We start from the raw sequence: 20,187 nt of genomic DNA on the forward strand, positions 1-20,187 counted from the left end.
AGGCCGCCCTGCCCGGCCCCGCGCCCGAGAATGCCGAATCCGCTGCCCAGGCGCTCGCCCGGGGCGAGCCGGCGCTCGTCTGGCGCAAGGTCATCGCCGATACCGAAACACCGGTAGGCGCCGCCCGCAAACTGATCGAACCGGGCCGGGGCGACTTCCTGCTGGAATCGGTCGAAGGCGGCGAAGTACGCGGGCGCTACAGCCTGCTCGGTCTGGACCCCGACCTGCTGTTCCGCGCACAGGGCAACACCGCCGAGATATTCCGCCACTGGCAGACCGACCGGTCCGGCAGCGAAGCGGTGCCCGGCAACAGCCTTGATGCGCTGAGGGCGTTGGCCGCCGCCTGCCGGATCGACGTGCCCGATGCCTTGCCGCCCGCGCTCGCCTGCCTGGTCGGGTACTTCGGGTACGAAACAATCGGCCTGGTCGAAGACCTGCCGCGCGCGCCCGCCAGCCCGGTCGGCCTGCCTGACATGGTGTTCGTCCGCCCCACCCTGATTCTGGTGTTCGACCGGCTGACTGACGCGCTCTACCTGGTCGCTCCCATCTGGCCCGAAGGCGGCGATCCGGCCCGCCGGGTAGCCGATGCCGGGGAGCGGATTGATGCGGCGCTGGCGCGGCTCGCGCAAGCACCCCCGCCTGAGCCACGCGCTTCCGCCCTGCCCGACATGGCGCTTGAACCGACCATCTCGCAAGACCGGTACTTCGACATGGTCGCGCGGGCGAAAGATTACATCGCGGCGGGCGACGTCTTCCAGGTGGTGCTCGCCCAGCGCTTCACCTGCCCCTTCCCGCTGCCGCCGTTCGAGCTGTATCGTGCGCTGCGGCGGGTCAATCCCTCGCCTTTCCTCTACTTCCTTGACCTGCCTGGCTTTGCCGTGGTCGGATCGAGCCCGGAAATCCTGGTCCGTGTTCGCGATGGCGAGGTGACCATCCGCCCGATTGCCGGAACGCGCCCGCGCGGCGCCACGCGCGAGGAAGACGACGCCAATGAGGCGAGCCTGCTCGCTGACCCGAAGGAACGGGCCGAGCACCTGATGCTGCTGGATCTGGGGCGCAATGATGTCGGCCGGGTGGCGGCCAGAGGGACAGTCACGGTCACCGACAGCTACACCATCGAACGCTATAGCCACGTGATGCATATCGTCAGCAACGTGGTCGGACGGCTCGATCCTGCGCATGATGCGCTCGACGCGCTGTTTGCCGGGTTCCCGGCCGGCACAGTCAGCGGTGCGCCCAAGATCCGCGCCTGCGAGATTATCGCTGAACTGGAGCCGGAGGCGCGTGGCGCCTATGCTGGCGGGGTCGGCTATTTTGCACCTGATGGCTCGGTTGACAGCTGCATCGTGCTGCGCACCGGCGTGGTCAAGGACGGGGTACTCCACGTTCAGGCCGGAGCCGGGATCGTCGCTGACAGCGTGCCCGACTACGAGCACCGTGAATGCCAGGCCAAGGCGGGGGCGCTGCTGGCCGCCGCACGCGAAGCGGCGCGGATCGCGCAGGAACCGGGGTTCGGGCAATGAGGTGGCTGCTGTGCACCGCGCTGCTCGCGCTCGCCGCCTGCGGCCAGGAATCGGCCGGCGAGCCGGTCATGCGGACCGAAATCGGCAGCGGCGAGGCGGATCAGGCGGAGGCATTGCCCGAACCCGCGCCCACGGTTGCTTCGGCCTGCCGCACCATCGTGTTCGAGGAGGTGAGCTTCACGCACTGTGTGGCCGATCCGAAGCAGCACCGGATCGCCACCGACCTCGGCCCGGATGACGGCGCGCCCTATCGCAGCCTCGCCAACCTCGCCGCGGGCCGCCCGGCCGAAGCCGCGCCGGTCGCCTTCGCGGTCAACGGCGGCATGTTCGATGAGGAGGGCAAGCCGATCGGCTACTATGTCGAAGCGGGCAAGCGGCTCAAGGAACTGAACCGCAACGATGGCAGCGGCAATTTCCATCTCAAGCCCAACGGGGTGTTCTTCGGCACCGGCTCCAGATGGCAGGTCCGCACTGCGGAGGATTTCTACACCAACGTGGGCGACCGGCCGGAATTCGGCACGCAGAGCGGGCCGATGCTGGTGATCGGCGGGAATATCCACCCGGAAATCACCGAGAACGGCCCCTCGCGCACGATCCGCAACGCGGTCGGCGTGGACGCGGCGGGCCGCGCGCATTTCGTGCAGTCGGCAGGCGCGGTCAGCTTCGGCGTGCTGGCGCGCCTGTTCCGGGATGAGCTGAAGACGCCCAACGCGCTCTATCTCGATGGTTCGGTCAGCTCGCTGTGGGATCCGGCCAGCGACCGGCTTGATACCCGTGCCCCGCTCGGCCCGCTGATCGTCGTGGAAACCCGATAATGCCCCTCACCTACGCCCGTACCCTCTACCCCGAGATCGAGCCCTACGAGAGCGGGATGCTCGACGTTGGCGAAGGCCACTCGCTCTATTACGAGCGGGTTGGCACCCCCGGCGCAAAACCGGCGGTGTTCCTCCACGGCGGCCCTGGCGGCGGCATGGCGCCCTCGCACCGCCGCCAGTGGGACCCGGCCCGCTATGACGTGCTGCTGTTCGACCAGCGCGGCTGCGGCAAGTCGCTCCCCTTCGCCGAAATCGAGCACAACGATACCTGGCGGATCGTGGCGGATATCGAGCGGCTGCGCCAGATGTGCGGGCACGAGAAATGGCAGGTGTTCGGCGGCAGCTGGGGCGCGACGCTCGCCCTTGCCTATGCCCAGACACACCCCGATCGGGTGACGGAGCTGATCCTGCGCGGCGTGTTCCTCGCCCGCGAGCAGGAGAAGAACTGGCTCTACCGCTACGGCGCAAGCGAGATCATGGCCGAGCAGTGGGCCAGTTTCAGCGGCCATATCCCCGAGGCCGAGCGCGGCGACCTGGTGCGTGCCTATCATGACCGCCTGACCAGTGAGGACGAGGCCACCCGCCTCGCGGCGGCGAAGGAATGGTCGCTGTGGGAAGGCTCGGTCGCCACCCTGCTGCCCAATCCGGACCTGCTGGCCGACTTCGCCGAGCCGGCCAAGGCGCTTCCCTTCGCCCGCATCTGCGCCCGCTATTTCCTCAACGATTTCTACCTTGAGGAAGCGCAGCTGCTGCGTGATGCGCACAAGCTGAAGGGCATTCCCGGAATTATCGTGCAGGGACGTCACGACATTTGCTGCCCGCCAACCTCCGCCTGGGCGCTCAAGCAGGCCTGGCCTGAAGTCGACCTGCGGATCGTCCACGACGGCGGCCACGCCGCGAGCGAGCCGGGGATCGTCGACGGCCTGGTGCGGGCGACGGATGAGTTTGCGGCATGATCCTCGTCATCGACAATTACGACAGCTTCACCTTCAACCTGGTCCATTACCTGATGGAACTGGGGGCCGAGGTGCGGGTGGAGCGCAATGATGCGATCAGCGCCGGGCAGGCGGTATCGGGCGGGGCAAAAGGCTGCCTCATATCCCCCGGCCCGTGCACGCCTAACGAGGCGGGGATCAGCCTTGATCTCGTCGCCGCCTGCGCCGGCGCGCGCCTGCCGCTGCTCGGCGTGTGCCTGGGCCACCAGTCGATCGGGCAGTATTTCGGCGGCAAGGTGGTGCGCGGCGGGTTGATGCACGGCAAGACCAGCCCGGTGACGCACGATGGCACCGGCTTGTTCGCCGGGCTCCCCAGCCCCTTCACCGCCACCCGCTACCATTCGCTGATCGTCGAGGACATCCCGGATTGCCTTGTGGTCAACGCGCGCTCCGACGATGGCCACGTGCAGGGTTTCCGCCACGTCGAGTTGCCGATCCACGGAGTCCAGTTCCACCCCGAATCCATCGCCACCGAGCATGGCCACGCCCTGCTCGCCAACTTCCTGCGCCTGTGCGGGATCGTACCGGAGCCAATCCGATGAAATCGCTGCCCGGCGCCGATGCCCACCTCAATGAAACCGAAGCCGAGGAAGTATTCGGCTGGATCCTCGACGGCGAAACCAGCGAGGACGAGATCGCCCGCTTTCTGATCGACCTTTCCGACCGGAGCGAGACGGCGGAGGAAATCGCCGGAGCCGCCCGCGCCTTGCGTGCCCGCCTGATCCCGATCGCCGCGCCCGCCAATGCGGTCGACTGCTGCGGCACCGGCGGCGATGGGCACCATACGCTCAATGTCTCGACCGCCGTCAGCCTGGTGGTGGCGGCCGCGGGCGTGCCGGTGGCGAAGCACGGCAACCGCGCCGCCAGCAGCAAGGCAGGCGCCGCCGACACCCTTGAAGCACTCGGTCTCGACATGGAAGCAGCCGGCCGCACTGCCGAGAAGACTCTTGCCGAAATCGGCATCTGCTTCCTGTTCGCCAAGAACCACCATCCGGCGATGGGCCGGATTCAGCCCATCCGCCAGCGGCTGGCGCGCCGCACGATCTTCAACCTGATGGGGCCGCTGTCCAACCCGGCCGGGGTCCAGCGCCAGCTGATCGGCATTGCCCGCCCCGCCTATGTGCCGATTTATGCCGAGGCCAAGGCAAGGCTGGGCACGATCCGTACCTTTATCGCTTCGGGCGACGAGGGGCTCGACGAGTTGAGCCTGGCCGGCGGCAACGAACTGGCCGACGTGCGCGGGCGCAATTTCGAGATGCGGCGGGTCGATTGCACCATGGCTGGCCTGCCCCATTCCCCGGTCGAGGCGATCCGGGGCGGCGATCCGGCGCACAATGCCAAGGCGCTCAAGGCCCTGCTCGATGGTGTTCCCGGACCCTACCGCGATGCAGTGCTGTTCAACGCGGCCGCCACCCTGCTGGTGGCCGGCGCTGCGACCAGCTGGACCGACGGCGCCGCCCGGGCCGCCGAATCGCTCGACAGCGGTGCCGCAGCCAACCTGCTCACCCGCTGGATCGAGATTGCCCGATGAACAAGCTTGAGGAAATCTGCGCGACCAAGCAGACCGAAGTGGCCCAGCGCCGGGCCGAGCAGTCGGTAACGGCGCTCGACCATCTTGCAGCCGGGCAAACGCCGCCGCGCGGCTTCGAGGCTGCCCTGCGCGCCAAAGCGGCTGATGGTTTTGCCCTGATCGCAGAAATCAAGAAAGCTTCGCCGTCCAAGGGGCTGATCCGGGCTGATTTCGATCCCGCTGATCATGCACGTGCCTATCAGGCCGGCGGCGCTGCGTGCCTGTCCGTGCTGACCGATGCGCCCTATTTCCAGGGGCACGAGGACTATCTGGTCGCTGCCCGCACCGCCTGTAACCTGCCGGTCCTGCGCAAGGACTTCATGGTCCATCCGTGGCAGGTGGCCGAAGCGCGGGCGATCGGTGCCGATGCGATCCTGATCATCGTCGCCGCGCTGGAAGACAGCGCGATGGCGGAAATCGAGGCGGCTGCGATGGAGCGCGGGATGGATGTGCTGGTCGAAGTGCATGACGAAGCCGAGATGGAGCGCGCCCATGCGCTGAAGTCCCGGCTGATCGGAGTAAACAACCGCAATCTCAAGACTTTCACCACCGATCTTGCCACCACCGAAAGGCTTGCCCCGCTCGCCCCTCCCGGCACTCTGCTGGTCGGTGAAAGCGGGATCAACAGCCATGCCGATTGCGAGCGATTGGCCCGCAGCGGCGTCCGGACTTTCCTCGTCGGGGAAAGCCTGATGCGGCAGGCCGATGTAGAGGGCGCGACGCGGGCACTTTTGACAGGACGAGCCTGACGCGCAGACACTGTCCTACAAGGTGCTCGTCTGGCATAGAGGGCGGATGAGCATGAGTGCCACTCCGTCCGTTTTCCTGCCCCCGTCTGGTGAGATGCACCGCCCGGACTTTTTCTCTCCAGGACTGTGTAACATGTGTAACAGGTCTCCGGATTCCAGGCACTTGCGGGGACCCGGCCAATGAGCCGTTTGACCCATCTCAACGAGTCGGGCGCAGCGCACATGGTCGATGTCGGCGGCAAGGCCGAAACGCAGCGCATGGCCCGGGCCGGGGGCGTGATCCGCATGAGCGAGGGGGCGCTGGCGGCGATCCGGGCTGGCGACGCGCCCAAGGGCGATGTGCTCGGCACCGCACGGATCGCCGGGATCATGGCCGCCAAGAAGACGGCCGAACTGATCCCGTTGTGCCATCCGCTGGCGCTGACCTCTGTGGAAGTCACGTTCGACTACATCGATGGCGGGGTCGCGGTCACGGCCACAGCCTCGCTCACCGGCAAGACCGGCGTGGAAATGGAAGCAATGACAGCCGCTTCGGTGGCGCTGCTCACAGTCTATGACATGGCCAAGGCGCTCGACAAGGGCATGGTGATCGAGTCGGTGCGGCTGCTTGCCAAGAGCGGCGGCAAGTCGGGTGACTGGGTGGCGGAATGAGCCTGCCTGCGCTCACCATCGAGCAGGCGCAGGCGCGGATGCTGGCCCTGCTCGCGCCGATGCCGGCGGAGGCGGTGCCGGTCGAGCGGGCGCTGGGCCGCTACCTTGCGCAGCCGCTGGTGGCGGCGCGGACCCAGCCGCCGGCCGACCTTTCGGCGATGGACGGCTACGCGGTGGCGGGCACAGGCCCGTGGCAGCGATTGGGCGAGAGCCGCTGCGGCGAGCCGTTTGGCGGGCCGATCGCAGCGGGGCAATGCGTCCGCATCTCGACCGGCGCGATCCTGCCCCTTGGGGCGGACCGCGTGCTGATCCAGGAAGATGCCCTGGTGGCGGGCGCGCAGGTCTCCGCCACCGTCGATCCGGCCGCTGGCAAGCACATCCGCCGCAAGGGGTTCGAGTTCGCGCCCGGCGCTCTCCTCCTGCCCGCCGGGCCCTGGATCGGCCCGGCGCAACTGGCACTGGTGCGCTCTGCCGGCCATGCGACGGTGCCCGTCCACGCTGCGCCGACCGTGGCCGTGTTCGACAGCGGTGACGAGCTGACCAGCGACCCTACCTCCTGCGCTGTCCACCAGATCCCCGCCAGCAACGGCGCCATGCTCGGGGCCATGGCGTCATCGCTGCCCTGCACCGTGCGGCAGGGCGCACCCCTGCCCGACCGGCTCGATGCGATCGTCGCCGCGCTGGAGGACCATGCCGATGCCGACCTGCTGGTCCTGACCGGCGGCGCCTCTGTGGGCGTCCATGACCTGGCCCGGCCTGCGCTGGAGGCAGTTGGGGCAGAGCTCGACTTCTGGAAGGTTGCGATGAAGCCCGGCAAGCCGCTGATGGTCGCCCGGCGCGGCCGCCAGGTCGTGATTGGCCTGCCTGGCAACCCGGTTTCGGCCTTCGTGACCGGCTTCCTGTTCATGCTGCCTGCGCTGCGCCGGTTGCTGGGGGCGGCCGAATGCCTCCCGCAAACCGTATCCATCCCCCTGGCAACCGACTGCGCACCGGGCGGACCAAGGCGCGAATTGCTGCGCGGGTCGCTCAGGCCGGATGGCGTGATGCCATCGCGCGAGCAGGACAGCAGCGCCTTGCTCAGCCTCGCCCGGTCTGACGTGCTGATCGACCGTCCCGCACACGCCGATGAGGCTAAAGCGGGAACGCCTGTTCCGGTCTACCTGCTCGGAAACGGCTGAAATGCTTGACTCGTGAAACGGGGTTGCCTACTTGTTCCACATTCGTTCGCATGGCGCGGGCGGAACAGGAACGGCACAGGGAGCCTCCGCGATGCTGACAGCCAAGCAGCATGAACTGATCCGCTTCATTCAGGTTCGCCTGGAAGAAACCGGCATTTCCCCCAGTTTCGAGGAAATGAAGGAAGCGCTCGATCTCAAGAGCAAGTCCGGCGTTCACCGCCTGATTTCCGCTCTGGAAGAGCGCGGCTTCATCCGCCGGCTGCCCAACCGGGCCCGCGCGCTGGAGGTGCTCAAGCAGCCGGAAGACGTGCTGTCGGTGCCGAAAGCAGCGCCCCGTGCAGCCAATGATCCGGTCAGCCTGGCCCGCGCACCTGCGAAGCAGGCGCCGCGCCCGGCCAACGATGTGGTCGATATCCCGCTGCATGGCCGGATTGCCGCCGGTGCGCCGATTGAGGCTTTCGAGGAGCACAGCAGCCTGCCGGTCCCCGCCGCCCTGCTGGGCCCGGGCGAGCATTACGCGCTGGAGGTTTCCGGCGATTCGATGATCGAGGCAGGCATCTTCGACGGGGACTTCGCGCTGGTCCGCCGGACCGATACCGCGCGTGATGGTGAAATCGTGGTCGCGCTGGTCGACAACGAGGAAGCGACGCTGAAGTACCTGCACCGCGATGCGGGGATGGTGCGGCTTGATCCGGCCAATGCGAGTTATGACCCGCAGGTCTACGAACCCCATCGGGTCCAGGTCCAGGGCAAACTCGCGGGCCTCCTACGGCGCTATCACTGAGTTAGTTGGCTTCGCAGGCGTCCGGTCGGGCGGCTTGTGCCACCAGCCATGGTCGCCCTGGCTTGCGGCAACCGTTTCGATCCGCTCATCCGGGAGGTAGATGGCGAGGCCGCCGGTTTGCTCCAGCATCTTGCGGTCGGCCTTGAGCCAGGTCGGGCGGCAACTTGCGGGCAGCCAGCGGTCGGCAATGACGATGTCGGCGCGTTCGCAGGCAGAAGCCAGTGCACGCTCCTCGACCCGCTCGCGGTTCAAGGCCATCAGCAAGGCCCACTTGCGCCCATCACGTTCGATTGCCAGGGTGCAGAAATCGCGGCTGCATTGCGCGCCCGGCCAGTCCTTGAGGGAAATCGGCTCGCCGGATAGGCCGGCGGTTTCCAGCAGGTTGTCGCGCACGTACTCGCTCCGCGTCTCGCGCAGCATGAGGAGGCGCTCACCTTCCCCGGTGATGCCGACCTGTCTGCCGTCTGTCGAAACCAACACGTCGGGCACTGGGGTCATCACCAGCGCAACTGCCGCTGCAGCAACCGGAACGAGGCCTAGCAGCCGGACCCGCCCATGCCACAGCGCGAGCCAGATTCCGCCCACGACAAACAAGGCAAAGGTGCCCGCGCCCATTTGCGGCATCAGCTTCACCGCACCCGGCTGGTCAGCCGTCCAGTGGGCAATCGCCAGCAGGGCTTCGAGCGACTTCTCGCTCACCCACCACGCCGGCCGTCCCAGCCCGACGGTGTCGAGCAGCAGGCCGAGTGCAATGGCTGGCATGGATATCAGTGTGACCAGCGGGATGGCGATGACGTTGGCGAAAGCTCCGTAAAGGCCCGCGCGGTGAAAATGGAACAGCACGATCGGCGTGAGCACCGCTTCGATCACCAGCCCGGTGGCCAGCAGCATTGCCAGCCTGCGCCCCTGCCGCGCCAGCCAGCTTTCCTCTCGCGCAGCGAGGAAGGCCTTTACCGGTCGGCTCTCGTGCAGCGCAATAATCGCCAGAACAGCGGCAAAGCTCATCTGGAAACTCGGGCCGATCAGCGCTTCCGGCCAGACCAGCAGCACCAGAAAAGCCGCGGTTGCCAGCATCCGCACGGACAGGGGCTCCCGTCCAATCGCCAGGGCAGTCAGGACCAGCAACGCGCCTATGCAGCTGCGCACCGTCGGCACTTCGGCACCTGTCAGCAGGGTGTACCCGACACCGGCCAGTGCCCCTACCCCCGCCGCCAGGACCGGCAGGCGAATTCTCAGCGCCAGCCAAGGTGACAAGGCCAGCAGCTTGAGTGCCAGCAGGTACCCTGCCGCGATCACTGCGCTGACATGGACCCCGCTGATCGAGAGCAGGTGAGTCAGCCCGGAATCGCGCATGGCTTTTTCGTCACCCAGGTCGATCGCGCCCCGGTCACCGCTGGCAAAGGCCGCTGCGATCGTACCGGCTGAGCCATCGACCTGCTCCCGGACATGGGCCGCAAGGCGGCGCTGGACCTGCGCCAGACCGCGCACCTGCGGCGCGTTCTCTACCACCTCGACCGGGCCCAAGGCGGAGCCGGTTGCAGCAAGCCCGTCAAACCAGGCGCGGCGGGCGAAGTCATATCCTCCGGGAAGCATGGGCGGCGCAGGCGGCGAAAGTCTCGCGCGTAAACGCACCACCGCGCCCTCGGTCATGGCTGGCGTTGCATCGGCAGCGGGCAGGTTTATCCGGATCTTGCGGGCGATGCCTGCCTCGGCATCGCGAATGGCCAGAACCAGGCGGATACGCTGCTGGGCGGGCTGTTCCTGCCGGTCAAGCACGCGGCCAACGATGATCGTGACGCTCGTCCGGGTAATCGGCTCCGCACCAACCAGGGCCGACCTTGCCCACACCGTCCCCACCCCTGCAGCGAGCAAGAGACTGGTGGTGATGACTGCCAATTGCAGGGCAGCGCGATTCCTGTCACCGCGCCAAAGGGCCGCAGCCGCAATCGCTGCGATCAGGCAGGCCCCGATAAAGGCCGACCATTCCCACGGCGCATCTAGTGCAAACCACGCCGCAACGCCCGCAGCGAAGGCAATCGTGAGCCAGGGAGCCCGCTCAAATCCGGCCCTTCCGACAAATTGCTCGCAGGCATCGGCAAGGCTGGACAAGCGGACGGCCTTGGGCCAAGTGCGCTGCACTGCAGCATCGCGCAGCTTCGCGGCCGGCTCCGGCTCATCCCCCAGGGGTACATGCGGCGCGGTGCTGGTCGCCATTCGACAATAGGAAAGGAAACCGGCGTTCATGGCAAGCGATAGCAGCACCGCGACCAGCCAGGTGGTGACCCGCTTCGCGCCCTCGCCGACCGGCTACCTCCATATTGGCGGGGCAAGAACCGCCCTGTTCAACTGGCTCTACGCCCGCCACCATGGCGGCAAGGTGCTGCTCCGGATCGAAGACACCGACCAGAAGCGCAGCACCCAGGATGCGATCGACAAGATCCTTCAAGGGCTCGACTGGCTCGGGCTGGATTTCGACGACGCACCAGTTTTCCAGTCCGACCGGGCGGAGCGCCACGCACAGGTTGCCTGGCAACTGCTAGAGGCCGGCCACGCCTACAAATGCTTCGCCACCTCCGACGAACTGGAGGCCATGCGTGACGAGCAGCGCCGCAACAAGCAGCCCCTTCGCTATGACGGGCGCTGGCGGGATCGCGATCCGGCAGAGGCGCCTGAAGGCGCGCCTTTCACCATTCGACTGAAGACCCCGAACGAGGGTGAAGTGACCATCCATGACCGGGTGCAGGGGCCGGTCACCGTCCAGAACAGCGAAATCGACGATTACATCCTGCTGCGCGGCGACGGCACGCCAACCTACATGCTGGCGGTCGTGGTTGATGATCATGACATGGGCGTCACTCACGTCATCCGGGGCGACGATCATCTCAACAATGCTTTTCGCCAGCTACCGATCATTCGCGCGATGAACGCGATCGAGGGTGGATGGCCCGATCCGGTCTACGCCCACGTGCCGCTGATCCACGGGCCGGACGGCGCGAAAATGTCGAAGCGGCACGGGGCCGTGGGGGTCGAAGCGTATCGAGACGAGCTGGGCATCCTTCCCGAAGCGCTGTTCAATTACCTGCTGCGGCTTGGCTGGGGCCACGGAGACCGCGAGGAAATCAGTCGCGATGAAGCCGTGGCGCTGTTCGATCTCGACGGTGTCGGACGCAGTCCGTCGCGCTTCGACATCAAGAAGCTGCAGCACCTCAACGGGCACTACATTCGCGAAGCTGATGACGCGCGCCTGGCGGTGCTGGTCGCCGGGCAAATTGGTGAGGGAGCCGATGTTTCCTTGCTGACCCAGGCAATGCCGGTGCTCAAGCCGCGCGCGAAAGACCTGCACGAACTTACGGAAAGTGCGGGATTTTTGTTTGCGACGCGTCCGCTTGCGCTGACCGACAAGGCTGCGGCTTTGCTGGATGAGCCGGGCCGCGCCATTCTCGGACAGGTGGCAGCCCGGCTTGAGGCGGAAAACGACTGGACAAGCGATGCGCTGGAAGCCACTACCAAGGCCCTTGCCGAGGAGCTGGAATTGGGCTTGGGCAAGCTGGCGCAGCCGATGCGCGCGGCGCTGACCGGTACAACGACGTCGCCCGGTATCTTTGACGTGCTGGTCCTTCTGGGACGGGAAGAATCGCTCGCGCGGATCACGGCCCAGGCGGCCTGATCCACACCCGGCGAGCAGGGGAATAAAGGAGAAGCAAGTTGGCGGACAAACTGGCGAAACTCGAACTGGGCGGGCAGACTCACGAATTCCCGGTCCTTGAAGGCAGCGTCGGGCCCGATGTGGTCGATATCCGGAAGATGTATGCCGGCACCGGTGCCTTTACCTTTGACCCGGGCTTCACCTCGACCGCCAGCTGCGAAAGCGCGCTTACCTATATCGACGGTGAAGAGGGTGTGCTGCTGCACAGGGGCTATCCGATCGGGCAGCTTGCCGAGCAGTCCAGCTTCATGGAAGTCTCCTACCTGCTGCTGAACGGCGAACTGCCCAGCGCAGACGAACTGTCCGACTTCGAGAACACCATTACCCGCCACACCATGCTGCACGAGCAGCTGGCGACCTTCTATCGTGGTTTCCGCCGTGACGCCCACCCGATGGCAATCATGTGCGGTGTGGTCGGCGCTCTGTCAGCGTTTTATCATGACAGCACCGACATCTCCGATCCGAACCATCGCAAGATCTCGAGCCACCGCCTGATCGCCAAGATGCCGACCATTGCGGCCATGGCCTACAAGTATTCGGTCGGGCAGCCGTTCCTCTATCCCAAGAACGACCTCAGCTATACCGGCAACTTCCTGCGCATGACCTTCGGTGTGCCCGCTGAAGAGTATGAGCTGCATCCTGCGGTCGAGCGGGCGATGGACCGGATCTTCATCCTCCATGCCGATCATGAGCAGAACGCTTCGACCTCGACCGTGCGTCTGGCTGGCTCGTCGGGCGCCAATCCTTTCGCCTGCATCGCGGCCGGAATCGCCTGCCTGTGGGGTCCGGCGCATGGCGGCGCGAATGAAGCTGCGCTCAACATGCTGCAGGAAATCGGCACGCCCGACCGGATCCAGCACTACATCGACCGTGCCAAGGACAAGAACGATCCTTTCCGCCTGATGGGCTTCGGCCACCGCGTGTACAAGAACTACGACCCGCGCGCGACGGTGATGCAGAAGACGGTACGCGAGGTGTTCGATGCGCTGAAGGTCACCGACCCGGTGTTTGAAACCGCGTTGCGGCTCGAAGAGATTGCGCTGAGCGATCCCTATTTCGCCGAGAAGAAGCTGTTCCCCAACGTCGACTTCTATTCGGGCATCATCCTGTCTGCGATCGGTTTCCCGACAACGATGTTCACCGCCCTGTTCGCGCTCGCCCGCACGGTTGGCTGGGTGGCGCAGTGGAACGAAATGATTTCCGACCCCGGCCAGAAGATCGGCCGCCCGCGCCAGCTCTACACCGGGCCGACGGAACGGGATTACGTGCCGATCGGCCAGCGGTAAGCAATTGCCGGTTACCGGGGTTTCGTGCGCCGGTCTTCGAGGGCGGGGAGTGCCAGCGTAAAGCGGGCACCCTCGCCCTCTTTGCTTGATACGGTCAGGTCGCCGCCCATGGCGAGCGCGAGCTTGCGCGAAATGTACAGGCCCAGCCCTGACCCGCCGTCACCGCTGCGGCCAAGCCGTTCGAACTTGCGGAACACGGCGTCCTGCTGCTCGCGCGAGAGCCCGGGGCCACTGTCGGCCACGGTTGCGAATGACTCGCTTCCAGCGCTGGAAAGGGAGATGCTTACGGTCGACCCTTTTGGCGAATAGTGGATGGCGTTGCCGATCAGGTTGAGAAGGACCTGCAACGCCCGGCGGAATTCGCCGATCGCCAGAACCGGCGCAGTGCCGCCTTCGATCTCCAGTGTAATCTGGCGTTCGCGTGCCCTGACCCCGAGGATGCCGGTTGCCCGTTTGACAATATCCATCAGGTCGATCCGGTCGGGTGCGGTGCTGAAGCCCTCGGATTCGACGACTTCCAGATCGGCCAGGTCGTCAAGCAGCGAGAGCAGATGCTGCCCCGCCGAAGCGATGTCGGCGGCGTACTGGCTGTATTCGTCCCCGAGAGGGCCCGCCAGGCGCGAACGGATCGTCTCCGCATTGGCAATAATCCGGGCGATCGGCTTGCGAAGGACCGGTGAGAGTTCGCGCCCGATCCGGCGGTCGACCAGAGGAGAGGGAGCCACTTGCGCCGCTTTGACCCGGATCAGAGGACGGTCGGCGACGAGATAGAGTTCGAACCCGGCGCTCCCCGCCATCGGGCGGCCAAGCGGCACCAGCGAAACAGTCCATTCGCGCTGTGATCCTGTGACCGTGCAGCGGGCCCCGTCAAGCAGGCGCCAATGCATGGGTTGCCGATGGTTGTTCTGCACCAGTTCGACAAACTGGGTCCACGGCTTGCCGATACCGGCACGCATTGCCGTAGCCGCTTCCCGCAGGTCGGCAGCGTCGGCCTCGACCGTCAGCAAGCGCTGCCCCGGGTCGAGCCGGGCGCTCAGTTCGGCAGTTGCGCGGTCGATTTCGAGCCGTCGCCGCGCGGCGACCTGATCGGATTCGGGGGGCAACGGGCTCGCCTGCCAGCTCGCAACCGCGATGTCGCAGCCGGTCTGTCCATTCTGGCTGTACGGGGCAATCTCGACCCATGCCTCGACCCGTTCGTCCCCGTCGAGGGCGCCGACCAGTCGGGCGAGACGTAGTCCATACTGGCGCGATTTGCGCACCAGTGCGAGCAATTCGGGGATTGCCACCGTGCCGGGCAGCTCGCCGCCGCATCGCACCTGCAGACCGGCGAGCAGTTCATCAGCCTCGATCAGCCGGTCCTCCCCGTCAGTGCGGGCGTGCGCGAGCGCGGTCTTCTTGCTGGAAGCCATGGCCTAGCCCGCAGACCGCCGTACGGAAGATGCCAGCAGGCCGGCCGCCCGATCCCCGCGGAGAAAATCGAATCCATCCGGCAGGGCCACCTCGGGGTGGAGGTAGAGGAACTGCTCTTCCACGTCCTTCGACCGAAGGCCGGCGGCACGCAATGACAGCGCCATTCGTGCCAGCTGGCTGTCATTGGTGGCAAGCACGGTGAGATCGCGTTCCTGCCGCGATGCATTTGCAAGGGCGGTCAGAAACAGGGCTGTGCCGGCATGGCTGATGGACAGGGCAGCGGTCACACCGCTCCCCAACCCGGAAATCAGCCTTGCCAGCAGACCAAGGCGGCTGGCGCCCTCGTCATACGCATTTCGCAGGGTCTGTTCAGCCCCATCGGCCGAATCCCCGTCACCTGTGCCGGATATCGTCCGCCATATCGTCAGGGCAGAGTGGAAGAGGTCTGCTGGCAGTTCTCCCAAGGGCAGCTCCATCCTTCGCTGCTGCTGCATGAAGCGGGCCTGTGCGGCGAGCGCGGCCATACCTGTCGTAGCCGTCGCCGGATCGTCCGAAGCAATCAGCGCCTGCATCAGCGGCGAGAGAACAGGATCGATCGCAGACCGCTCCTCAAGGCGCCGAGCGAGCTGCGCCTCGAGCGCCATGGCATGGCAATGCACGAGGAAATTCATGTTGCCCGCGAGAAGAGCGGCCAGCCGCGCCTCGAGCGGGCTGTCGACTTCCGGCATGGTCGCGGCAGGAGCCTCTTCACTGCCCTGAACGGTCAGGATCTGATGCGCCACGTGCCTCGTCATACCCCGCACCCGGGCGACGATCTCGTCACTGAACAGGGAATGGTCATGCTGTGCCAGCAAGTGGCCAAGGATAGGCCCTATCGTGCCGAGCACGATATCCCCGTGCGCGAGCTCCTCGCGGAGCACCGCTTCCACGGGCATCTCGTCTGCCGGATCGGTGGGGATGCTATCCATCTGGCCGCCTTAGCGTGTCTGTGGTTAAGCGCGGGTTAGCCTAGCCGTATCGGGCCGGGCGAAAAGAAACACCAACAAAAGCATCGCCAGTACCTGGATTGCGATTTCCAGCCTGTTGCCTGCCGTAGCCACCGCAAGAACCACGAACAGCAGCATGTGGTCATAGGCAATCGATCGCGCCCAATCGCGCCCCCGCTTGCGTGCAAGATTCAACAGGCCAACCAGCATGACCAGGGGAAACGCAAGCGAGGTCCAGTCCCGCCCTGCCCCAGCCAGCAGAGGCGCGGCGACCACCGCAATGTCCAGCGCCAGAACGGGGCCATCCCGGCGCAGCGCACTGGCATCTTCGCCCAAACCCTGGCGCAACTGATCAACTGCCATCCAGGCCCGCACCAGCGCCGCTGCACAAACAAGGATGGCAAAGCTCGCTACCAGGAAGCCAGCTGCTGCGCTGATCAGCCCGAGCCCCAGAGCCAGAAAGCCCCCGCCCAGCACGAACGACACGCTTGCTGGCTGGCGCAACGTTGCCTCCGCACGGATACCCATGACACGGTCGACAAGGGCGTTGCCCGGGGCGAACCAGCTCGACGGCCGGAGCAGGGTCTTAACCATGCGCCGGCCCAATTCGCGCGCCGACCTTGCCGAGTCGACCAGCCGCCAGGAGCCATGTGCGATATGTTCCGGTGACACTTCGATCCGGGGACGTCCTGATTGCAAGGCCGATCGCATAAGCGCCGAGAGCGCATCGATGTCAGGGGGAAGCTCGGCCAGCCGTTCAAGGTCTGCTCCGCCGCACCTGAGCACGCCCGCCCAGGCCTCCGCCCGATCAACCCGTTCGAACCCGGCAGCTATCCCCGCCTCCACGGGGAAGGTCAGCACGCCTTTCCGGCGACCGATTGCCTCGGCAACGCTCTGTTCGTCCGGAATGACGCCGTCGGCGATGATCACGATTTCGTCAGCGGCGGTTATCAATCCGTGCAGCGCCTGTCGGCCGCTGACGGCATGAAACCTGCGCCCGGATCGTTCGACCCGGTGCTGGACAGCAACAAGCTCGGGCGAAAGTCCCTCAGCCAGGCAGATCACGCGTTCGCAGCCCAGTTCCAGCGCCATTTCCACCTGACGTGCAATTACTGTATTGCCGGCCATCCGCAGGAAGGCGCGAGGACAAGAGGCGCCGTCGGTTGCGCGCTCCAGGGTTGAGAGAAGGGCAACCAGCAAGGCAGGGTTCCTCGAAGCGGTGACCCTTGAGTCTAGGCGGTCGATCCGTCCAAGCCAAGCATGGCTGTCAGTTTCGGGGAGTGTTGAAGTGCGCTCGGAAGGTTTCGAGGCGGCGTACGATCACGGGATCGCCCGGGGCGCTGGCCAGTGCTTCATCAGCCAGCGTGATGAGTTCAGCCGCGTGGAACGAAGCTGCGAGCCCCTTCAGCCGCAGCGCGGCCATGGTCCAGTTCCCATCGCACCGTGACCGCCTCAACAGGTCGATCTGGCGAGCCAGGCTGTCCGCGAAGGCCAGACGTAATTCGGCCAGCAGGGCGGGATCCTTGCCTGCAGCAGCCGTCAATGTGGCATCGAAAGAACCGTTGTCGAAAAGCCTCGTCTGGCCACTGTAATGCCGGCTTGGTTAAGACAGGGTTTAACATGCAGCGAAACGTGGTAGCTTCCTGACCATGAGCGGGGGATCAAAGATCAGGGCCATCGGGCCACAGCAGCCGGAAACGGCAGAGTTGCATGATGTGGATGGCGTTGTGGCACCGCAGCCACCTCAGTCGCAGGAAGAGGATTGGGATGACGCCGATGCGCCGGCCAGGCGCGTGCCGACCTGGCTGATCCCTGCTCTGGCCCTGCTCGCAATTGCCGGGTGGACGGGTTTTTATGGCTGGGCGCTGCGCGATGCCCTTCTGGCTGGTGGTTCTCCGCAGCAGTGGATCGGATGGGTCGGCGAGTGGGCTGTGCCAACCTTGCTCATCATTGCCACATGGCTCCTGATGGTTCGCAACAGCAGCCGCGAGATGGAACGGTTCGGTCAGGTCGCCCATTCGCTTCGGGAAGAATCAGCCGCGCTTGAAAGCCGGTTGGTCACGGTGAACCGGGAACTCAGCCTGGCCCGGGAATTCCTCTCTGCGCAATCACGGGAATTGGAATCGCTGGGCCGGGTCGCGAGCGAGCGCCTCTCCGCGCACGCTGACCACATCCAGTCACTCGTTCGCAGCAACGGCAGCGAGATCGAGGCAATCGCGTCGGTCAGTACCACTGCACTGGAGAATATGGGCCGCTTGCGTGACGACTTGCCCGTCATCGCCAATTCGGCCCGCGATGCCGCCAACCAGATCGGCAGTGCTGGCCGCACGGCCCAAGGCCAGATTGCCGAGCTTGTTGCCGGATTCGAGCGCCTCAACCAGTTCGGCCAGGCCAGCGAACGGCAAGTCGGCTCATTGCAGTCACGAGTGGATGCCGCCATCTCAGCCTTCGAAGCGCAGTTCGATCACATGGGCGATCTGACGGGGGCACGGTTCGATGCCCTTCGTACTGCAAGCGAGGCGTTCCGGGTTGAGCTCGATGGTCGCGAGGTCGAAGCACTTGCCGCCCTGCGTCGCCGCACCGAAGCACTGGAACAGGAAGTCGCAACAACAAGGAACGCACTTGACGAGACCGAGGCGGAAGCTTTGCGCTCGATGCGTGCGCGGGTGATCGCCTTGCAACAGGAAGCGCGGCAAGTTGCCGGTGTGCTGCGTGACACAGAGGCGCAAGCTAGTGCGCTCTGGTCGAAACAGATTGAGGCCCTGAACGCCCGACTGCTCGGCGCAATCGACGAGATCAAGGGGATCGATGAGGCCGCACTTGAATCGGCCAATCGCAAGCTCGAAGCGCTTCGCCACGAAGCGGAAAACGTTGATCGCAACATTGCGGAACGCGATGCGCGCCTCTTTGCAAAGATTGCCGAGCGCCAGAGCGCCATGGCGAAAACCGAACGCGAGACACTTGCTGCACTGGAAGCCCGGATCGAGGCGCTGGACAGCCTGCTCGCCAGTCGGCGCGAAACCCTGCGCGAGCAGACCGAAGTGCTTGGCGCGCAGGGCCAGGCCGTGGCTGAAAAGCTGTGGGAGCTGCGCGGAGACATGCGGGCCATCGCCGAGGCAGGCGAGGAGACCGAAAGCCGTCTGGCGGGCAGTATCGCTGCGCTGGCAGAAAAGCTGGCCGAGAGTCGTATGGCTTTGGCCGGCACTGATGAGGCCGTGGCCGAACTGACTGACGCCAGCATCCGATTGCTGGAACTGATCCAGGCCAGCGCCCAGCATTCACGGACCGAGCTGCCGGCGGCGCTCGAAGAGGCAGAGTCGCGACTTGGTACACTCGGCAAGGAAACGGACAGCCTGCGCGGCGTGCTCGATGATGCAGCCCGAAAGGGCGCTGACCTGTCAGCCTATGTCATTGCCACGCGCGAAGACAGCGAAGCCGCAATCGGCCGGATCGCGGAGGTGCAGACCGAGCTGGATTCAAGCACGGCGGCAAGTCTTTCGCGGATAGACGGTCTGCGGAGCGCCCTGGCTGGCGCGAGTGTCGAAAGCGACGCCTTGGCCGCCAAGGCAACCGGCGCCTTGCGGGATGCGATTGCCCTGCTCGAGCGGAATGCGCGTGAGGCTATCGTTTCGGTGGAGACACTGAGCGCCGATACCGTGCGGTCACTCGCAGAGAGGATTGCGGACCGGTCAGGCTCTGCCATCGAACAGGCACTTGCTGACAGCACTGAAGGTGCGCTTGCCGGGCTCGAACAGGCCAGCGCAAGGGCCACCGCCGCTGGACGAGAGGCGACCGTGCAACTGCGTGACCAGCTGGCACGGGTCAATGAACTGGCCGGAAATCTCGAGATGCGGGTGGCCCGGGCCCGCGAACTGGCAGAAGAGCAGGTCGACAACGATTTCGCCCGGCGTGTCGCGCTCATCACCGAAGGCCTCAATTCGACCGCGATAGATATTGCAAAGGTCATTTCGACCGATGTCAGTGACAGTGCCTGGACTTCGTACCTGCGGGGGGATCGCGGTATCTTCACCCGGCGTGCCGTCCGCCTGCTTGACAATACCCAGGCTCGCGAAATCGCCGAGCTCTACGATGCCGACGTCGATTTCCGCGATAACGTCAGCCGCTACATTGCCGATTTCGAAAACATGCTGCGCACCCTGCTTTCCACCCGGGATGGCAAGTCCGTCAGCGTGACCCTGCTCAGTTCAGATATGGGCAAGCTTTACGTGGCGCTTGCGCAGGCGATCGAGCGGCTGCGCGCCTAACCGATGTAATTGGTGATATCGAGCGCCTCGACGCCGATCCAGCCAAACTCGAAATTGGCGATGTAGAGGCCGGTCAGAAGGGCGGCCAGAATGGTTGCACGGAGGGCCACCCGCCCGGGCCGGAAATTGACCGGTGCGCTGTCTGCTTGCCCAGGCACTTTGGCAACACCCGCCTCGTCAGCCGTTTGCACGCCGAACGGCAGCATCAGAAAGGCGCACATCACCCATACGAGGAAGTAGATCGCCAGTATCGAAGTCCAGCCCATTTG

18 protein-coding genes are annotated in these 20,187 nt (G+C 65.6%); 12 read left to right on the forward strand and 6 right to left on the reverse strand.

Annotation, left to right across the window (positions count from 1 at the left end; all coding sequences use genetic code 11):
- The first annotated feature begins 8 nt into the window (after window positions 1-8).
- The 9 genes from trpE to lexA all read left to right on the forward strand — a co-directional run bounded on the left by trpE (window position 9) and on the right by lexA (window position 8,265).
- Complete coding sequence (trpE, locus tag U4960_RS08605; RefSeq protein WP_324263087.1) at window positions 9-1,523, forward strand: anthranilate synthase component I; 1,515 nt, start codon at window positions 9-11, stop codon at window positions 1,521-1,523.
- A complete protein-coding gene (locus U4960_RS08610; RefSeq protein WP_324260243.1) occupies window positions 1,520-2,338 on the forward strand; it encodes a phosphodiester glycosidase family protein in 819 nt (272 codons plus the stop codon). Before trpE ends, U4960_RS08610 begins: the two co-directional genes overlap by 4 nt.
- Window positions 2,338-3,294 (forward strand): prolyl aminopeptidase, encoded by a 957-nt coding sequence (gene pip / locus U4960_RS08615; protein WP_324260244.1) that lies wholly within the window; start codon window positions 2,338-2,340, stop codon window positions 3,292-3,294. Before U4960_RS08610 ends, pip begins: the two co-directional genes overlap by 1 nt.
- Window positions 3,291-3,875: an anthranilate synthase component II gene (locus U4960_RS08620; protein ID WP_324260245.1), complete on the forward strand. Its 585-nt coding sequence runs from the start codon at window positions 3,291-3,293 to the stop codon at window positions 3,873-3,875. Before pip ends, U4960_RS08620 begins: the two co-directional genes overlap by 4 nt.
- Entirely contained in the window at window positions 3,872-4,864 is a 993-nt protein-coding gene (trpD, locus tag U4960_RS08625; RefSeq protein WP_324260246.1) for an anthranilate phosphoribosyltransferase, read from the forward strand. The genes U4960_RS08620 and trpD overlap by 4 nt, the downstream gene beginning before the upstream one ends.
- Entirely contained in the window at window positions 4,861-5,652 is a 792-nt protein-coding gene (gene trpC / locus U4960_RS08630) for an indole-3-glycerol phosphate synthase TrpC (protein WP_324260247.1), read from the forward strand. The genes trpD and trpC overlap by 4 nt, the downstream gene beginning before the upstream one ends.
- 180 nt (window positions 5,653-5,832) lie before the next feature.
- Window positions 5,833-6,303, forward strand: coding sequence for a cyclic pyranopterin monophosphate synthase MoaC (gene moaC / locus U4960_RS08635; protein WP_324260248.1), 471 nt, complete (start codon window positions 5,833-5,835; stop codon window positions 6,301-6,303).
- On the forward strand, window positions 6,300-7,481 hold the full coding sequence (locus U4960_RS08640; RefSeq protein ID WP_324260249.1) for a molybdopterin molybdotransferase MoeA: 1,182 nt from the start codon (window positions 6,300-6,302) through the stop codon (window positions 7,479-7,481). The genes moaC and U4960_RS08640 overlap by 4 nt, the downstream gene beginning before the upstream one ends.
- 91 nt (window positions 7,482-7,572) lie before the next feature.
- Window positions 7,573-8,265 carry a transcriptional repressor LexA gene (lexA, locus tag U4960_RS08645; protein ID WP_324260250.1) on the forward strand — a complete coding sequence of 231 codons (693 nt, stop codon included), beginning with the start codon at window positions 7,573-7,575 and terminating at the stop codon, window positions 8,263-8,265.
- Here the strand turns inward: lexA and U4960_RS08650 are convergent.
- Entirely contained in the window at window positions 8,248-10,479 is a 2,232-nt protein-coding gene (locus tag U4960_RS08650) for a ComEC/Rec2 family competence protein (RefSeq protein ID WP_324260251.1), read from the reverse strand. The genes lexA and U4960_RS08650 overlap by 18 nt on opposite strands.
- Before the next feature lie 28 nt (window positions 10,480-10,507).
- Here U4960_RS08650 and gltX point away from each other — a divergent pair, with 28 nt between their 5' ends.
- Together gltX and U4960_RS08660 are read left to right on the forward strand one after the other, a co-directional pair.
- Window positions 10,508-11,932 carry a glutamate--tRNA ligase gene (gene gltX / locus U4960_RS08655; RefSeq protein ID WP_324260252.1) on the forward strand — a complete coding sequence of 475 codons (1,425 nt, stop codon included), beginning with the start codon at window positions 10,508-10,510 and terminating at the stop codon, window positions 11,930-11,932.
- 38 nt (window positions 11,933-11,970) lie between these two features.
- On the forward strand, window positions 11,971-13,257 hold the full coding sequence (locus U4960_RS08660; protein ID WP_324260253.1) for a citrate synthase: 1,287 nt from the start codon (window positions 11,971-11,973) through the stop codon (window positions 13,255-13,257).
- 11 nt (window positions 13,258-13,268) lie between these two features.
- Here the strand turns inward: U4960_RS08660 and U4960_RS08665 are convergent, their stop codons facing one another.
- The 4 genes from U4960_RS08665 to U4960_RS08680 all read right to left on the reverse strand — a co-directional run bounded on the left by U4960_RS08665 (window position 13,269) and on the right by U4960_RS08680 (window position 17,196).
- Complete coding sequence (locus U4960_RS08665) at window positions 13,269-14,666, reverse strand: sensor histidine kinase (RefSeq protein WP_324260254.1); 1,398 nt, start codon at window positions 14,664-14,666, stop codon at window positions 13,269-13,271.
- Between the two features lie 3 nt (window positions 14,667-14,669).
- Entirely contained in the window at window positions 14,670-15,635 is a 966-nt protein-coding gene (locus U4960_RS08670; RefSeq protein WP_324260255.1) for a hypothetical protein, read from the reverse strand.
- Between the two features lie 24 nt (window positions 15,636-15,659).
- A complete protein-coding gene (locus U4960_RS08675) occupies window positions 15,660-16,781 on the reverse strand; it encodes a hypothetical protein (RefSeq protein WP_324260256.1) in 1,122 nt (373 codons plus the stop codon).
- Window positions 16,782-16,920: 139 nt separating this feature from the next.
- Window positions 16,921-17,196 carry an Hpt domain-containing protein gene (locus tag U4960_RS08680; RefSeq protein WP_324260257.1) on the reverse strand — a complete coding sequence of 92 codons (276 nt, stop codon included), beginning with the start codon at window positions 17,194-17,196 and terminating at the stop codon, window positions 16,921-16,923.
- A gap of 106 nt (window positions 17,197-17,302) precedes the next feature.
- On the opposite strand from U4960_RS08680, the gene U4960_RS08685 reads away from it, so the two are divergent.
- Complete coding sequence (locus U4960_RS08685; protein ID WP_324260258.1) at window positions 17,303-19,918, forward strand: ATPase; 2,616 nt, start codon at window positions 17,303-17,305, stop codon at window positions 19,916-19,918.
- Here U4960_RS08685 and U4960_RS08690 read toward each other — a convergent pair.
- The gene (locus U4960_RS08690) at window positions 19,915-20,184 is read right to left on the reverse strand and encodes a DUF1467 family protein (RefSeq protein ID WP_324260259.1); all 270 of its coding nucleotides are present in this window, start codon (window positions 20,182-20,184) and stop codon (window positions 19,915-19,917) included. The two genes, U4960_RS08685 and U4960_RS08690, sit on opposite strands and share 4 nt — an antisense overlap.
- Between the last annotated feature and the right edge of the window lie 3 nt (window positions 20,185-20,187).

Origin of the sequence: Altererythrobacter sp. H2, assembly GCF_035319885.1 — a bacterium.
In the GTDB taxonomy this organism is placed as follows: Bacteria; Pseudomonadota; Alphaproteobacteria; order Sphingomonadales; family Sphingomonadaceae; genus 34-65-8.

Coding starts and splice junctions, on each gene's coding strand:
- U4960_RS08610 (WP_324260243.1), top strand. CDS start 1,520: ATGAGGTGGCTGCTGTGCACCGCGCTGCTCGCGCTCGCCGCCTGCGGC.
- pip (WP_324260244.1), top strand. CDS start 2,338: ATGCCCCTCACCTACGCCCGTACCCTCTACCCCGAGATCGAGCCCTAC.
- U4960_RS08620 (WP_324260245.1), top strand. CDS start 3,291: ATGATCCTCGTCATCGACAATTACGACAGCTTCACCTTCAACCTGGTC.
- trpD (WP_324260246.1), top strand. CDS start 3,872: ATGAAATCGCTGCCCGGCGCCGATGCCCACCTCAATGAAACCGAAGCC.
- trpC (WP_324260247.1), top strand. CDS start 4,861: ATGAACAAGCTTGAGGAAATCTGCGCGACCAAGCAGACCGAAGTGGCC.
- moaC (WP_324260248.1), top strand. CDS start 5,833: ATGAGCCGTTTGACCCATCTCAACGAGTCGGGCGCAGCGCACATGGTC.
- U4960_RS08640 (WP_324260249.1), top strand. CDS start 6,300: ATGAGCCTGCCTGCGCTCACCATCGAGCAGGCGCAGGCGCGGATGCTG.
- lexA (WP_324260250.1), top strand. CDS start 7,573: ATGCTGACAGCCAAGCAGCATGAACTGATCCGCTTCATTCAGGTTCGC.
- U4960_RS08650 (WP_324260251.1), bottom strand. CDS start 10,479: ATGGCGACCAGCACCGCGCCGCATGTACCCCTGGGGGATGAGCCGGAG.
- gltX (WP_324260252.1), top strand. CDS start 10,508: ATGGCAAGCGATAGCAGCACCGCGACCAGCCAGGTGGTGACCCGCTTC.
- U4960_RS08665 (WP_324260254.1), bottom strand. CDS start 14,666: ATGGCTTCCAGCAAGAAGACCGCGCTCGCGCACGCCCGCACTGACGGG.
- U4960_RS08670 (WP_324260255.1), bottom strand. CDS start 15,635: ATGGATAGCATCCCCACCGATCCGGCAGACGAGATGCCCGTGGAAGCG.
- U4960_RS08675 (WP_324260256.1), bottom strand. CDS start 16,781: ATGGCCGGCAATACAGTAATTGCACGTCAGGTGGAAATGGCGCTGGAA.
- U4960_RS08685 (WP_324260258.1), top strand. CDS start 17,303: ATGAGCGGGGGATCAAAGATCAGGGCCATCGGGCCACAGCAGCCGGAA.
- U4960_RS08690 (WP_324260259.1), bottom strand. CDS start 20,184: ATGGGCTGGACTTCGATACTGGCGATCTACTTCCTCGTATGGGTGATG.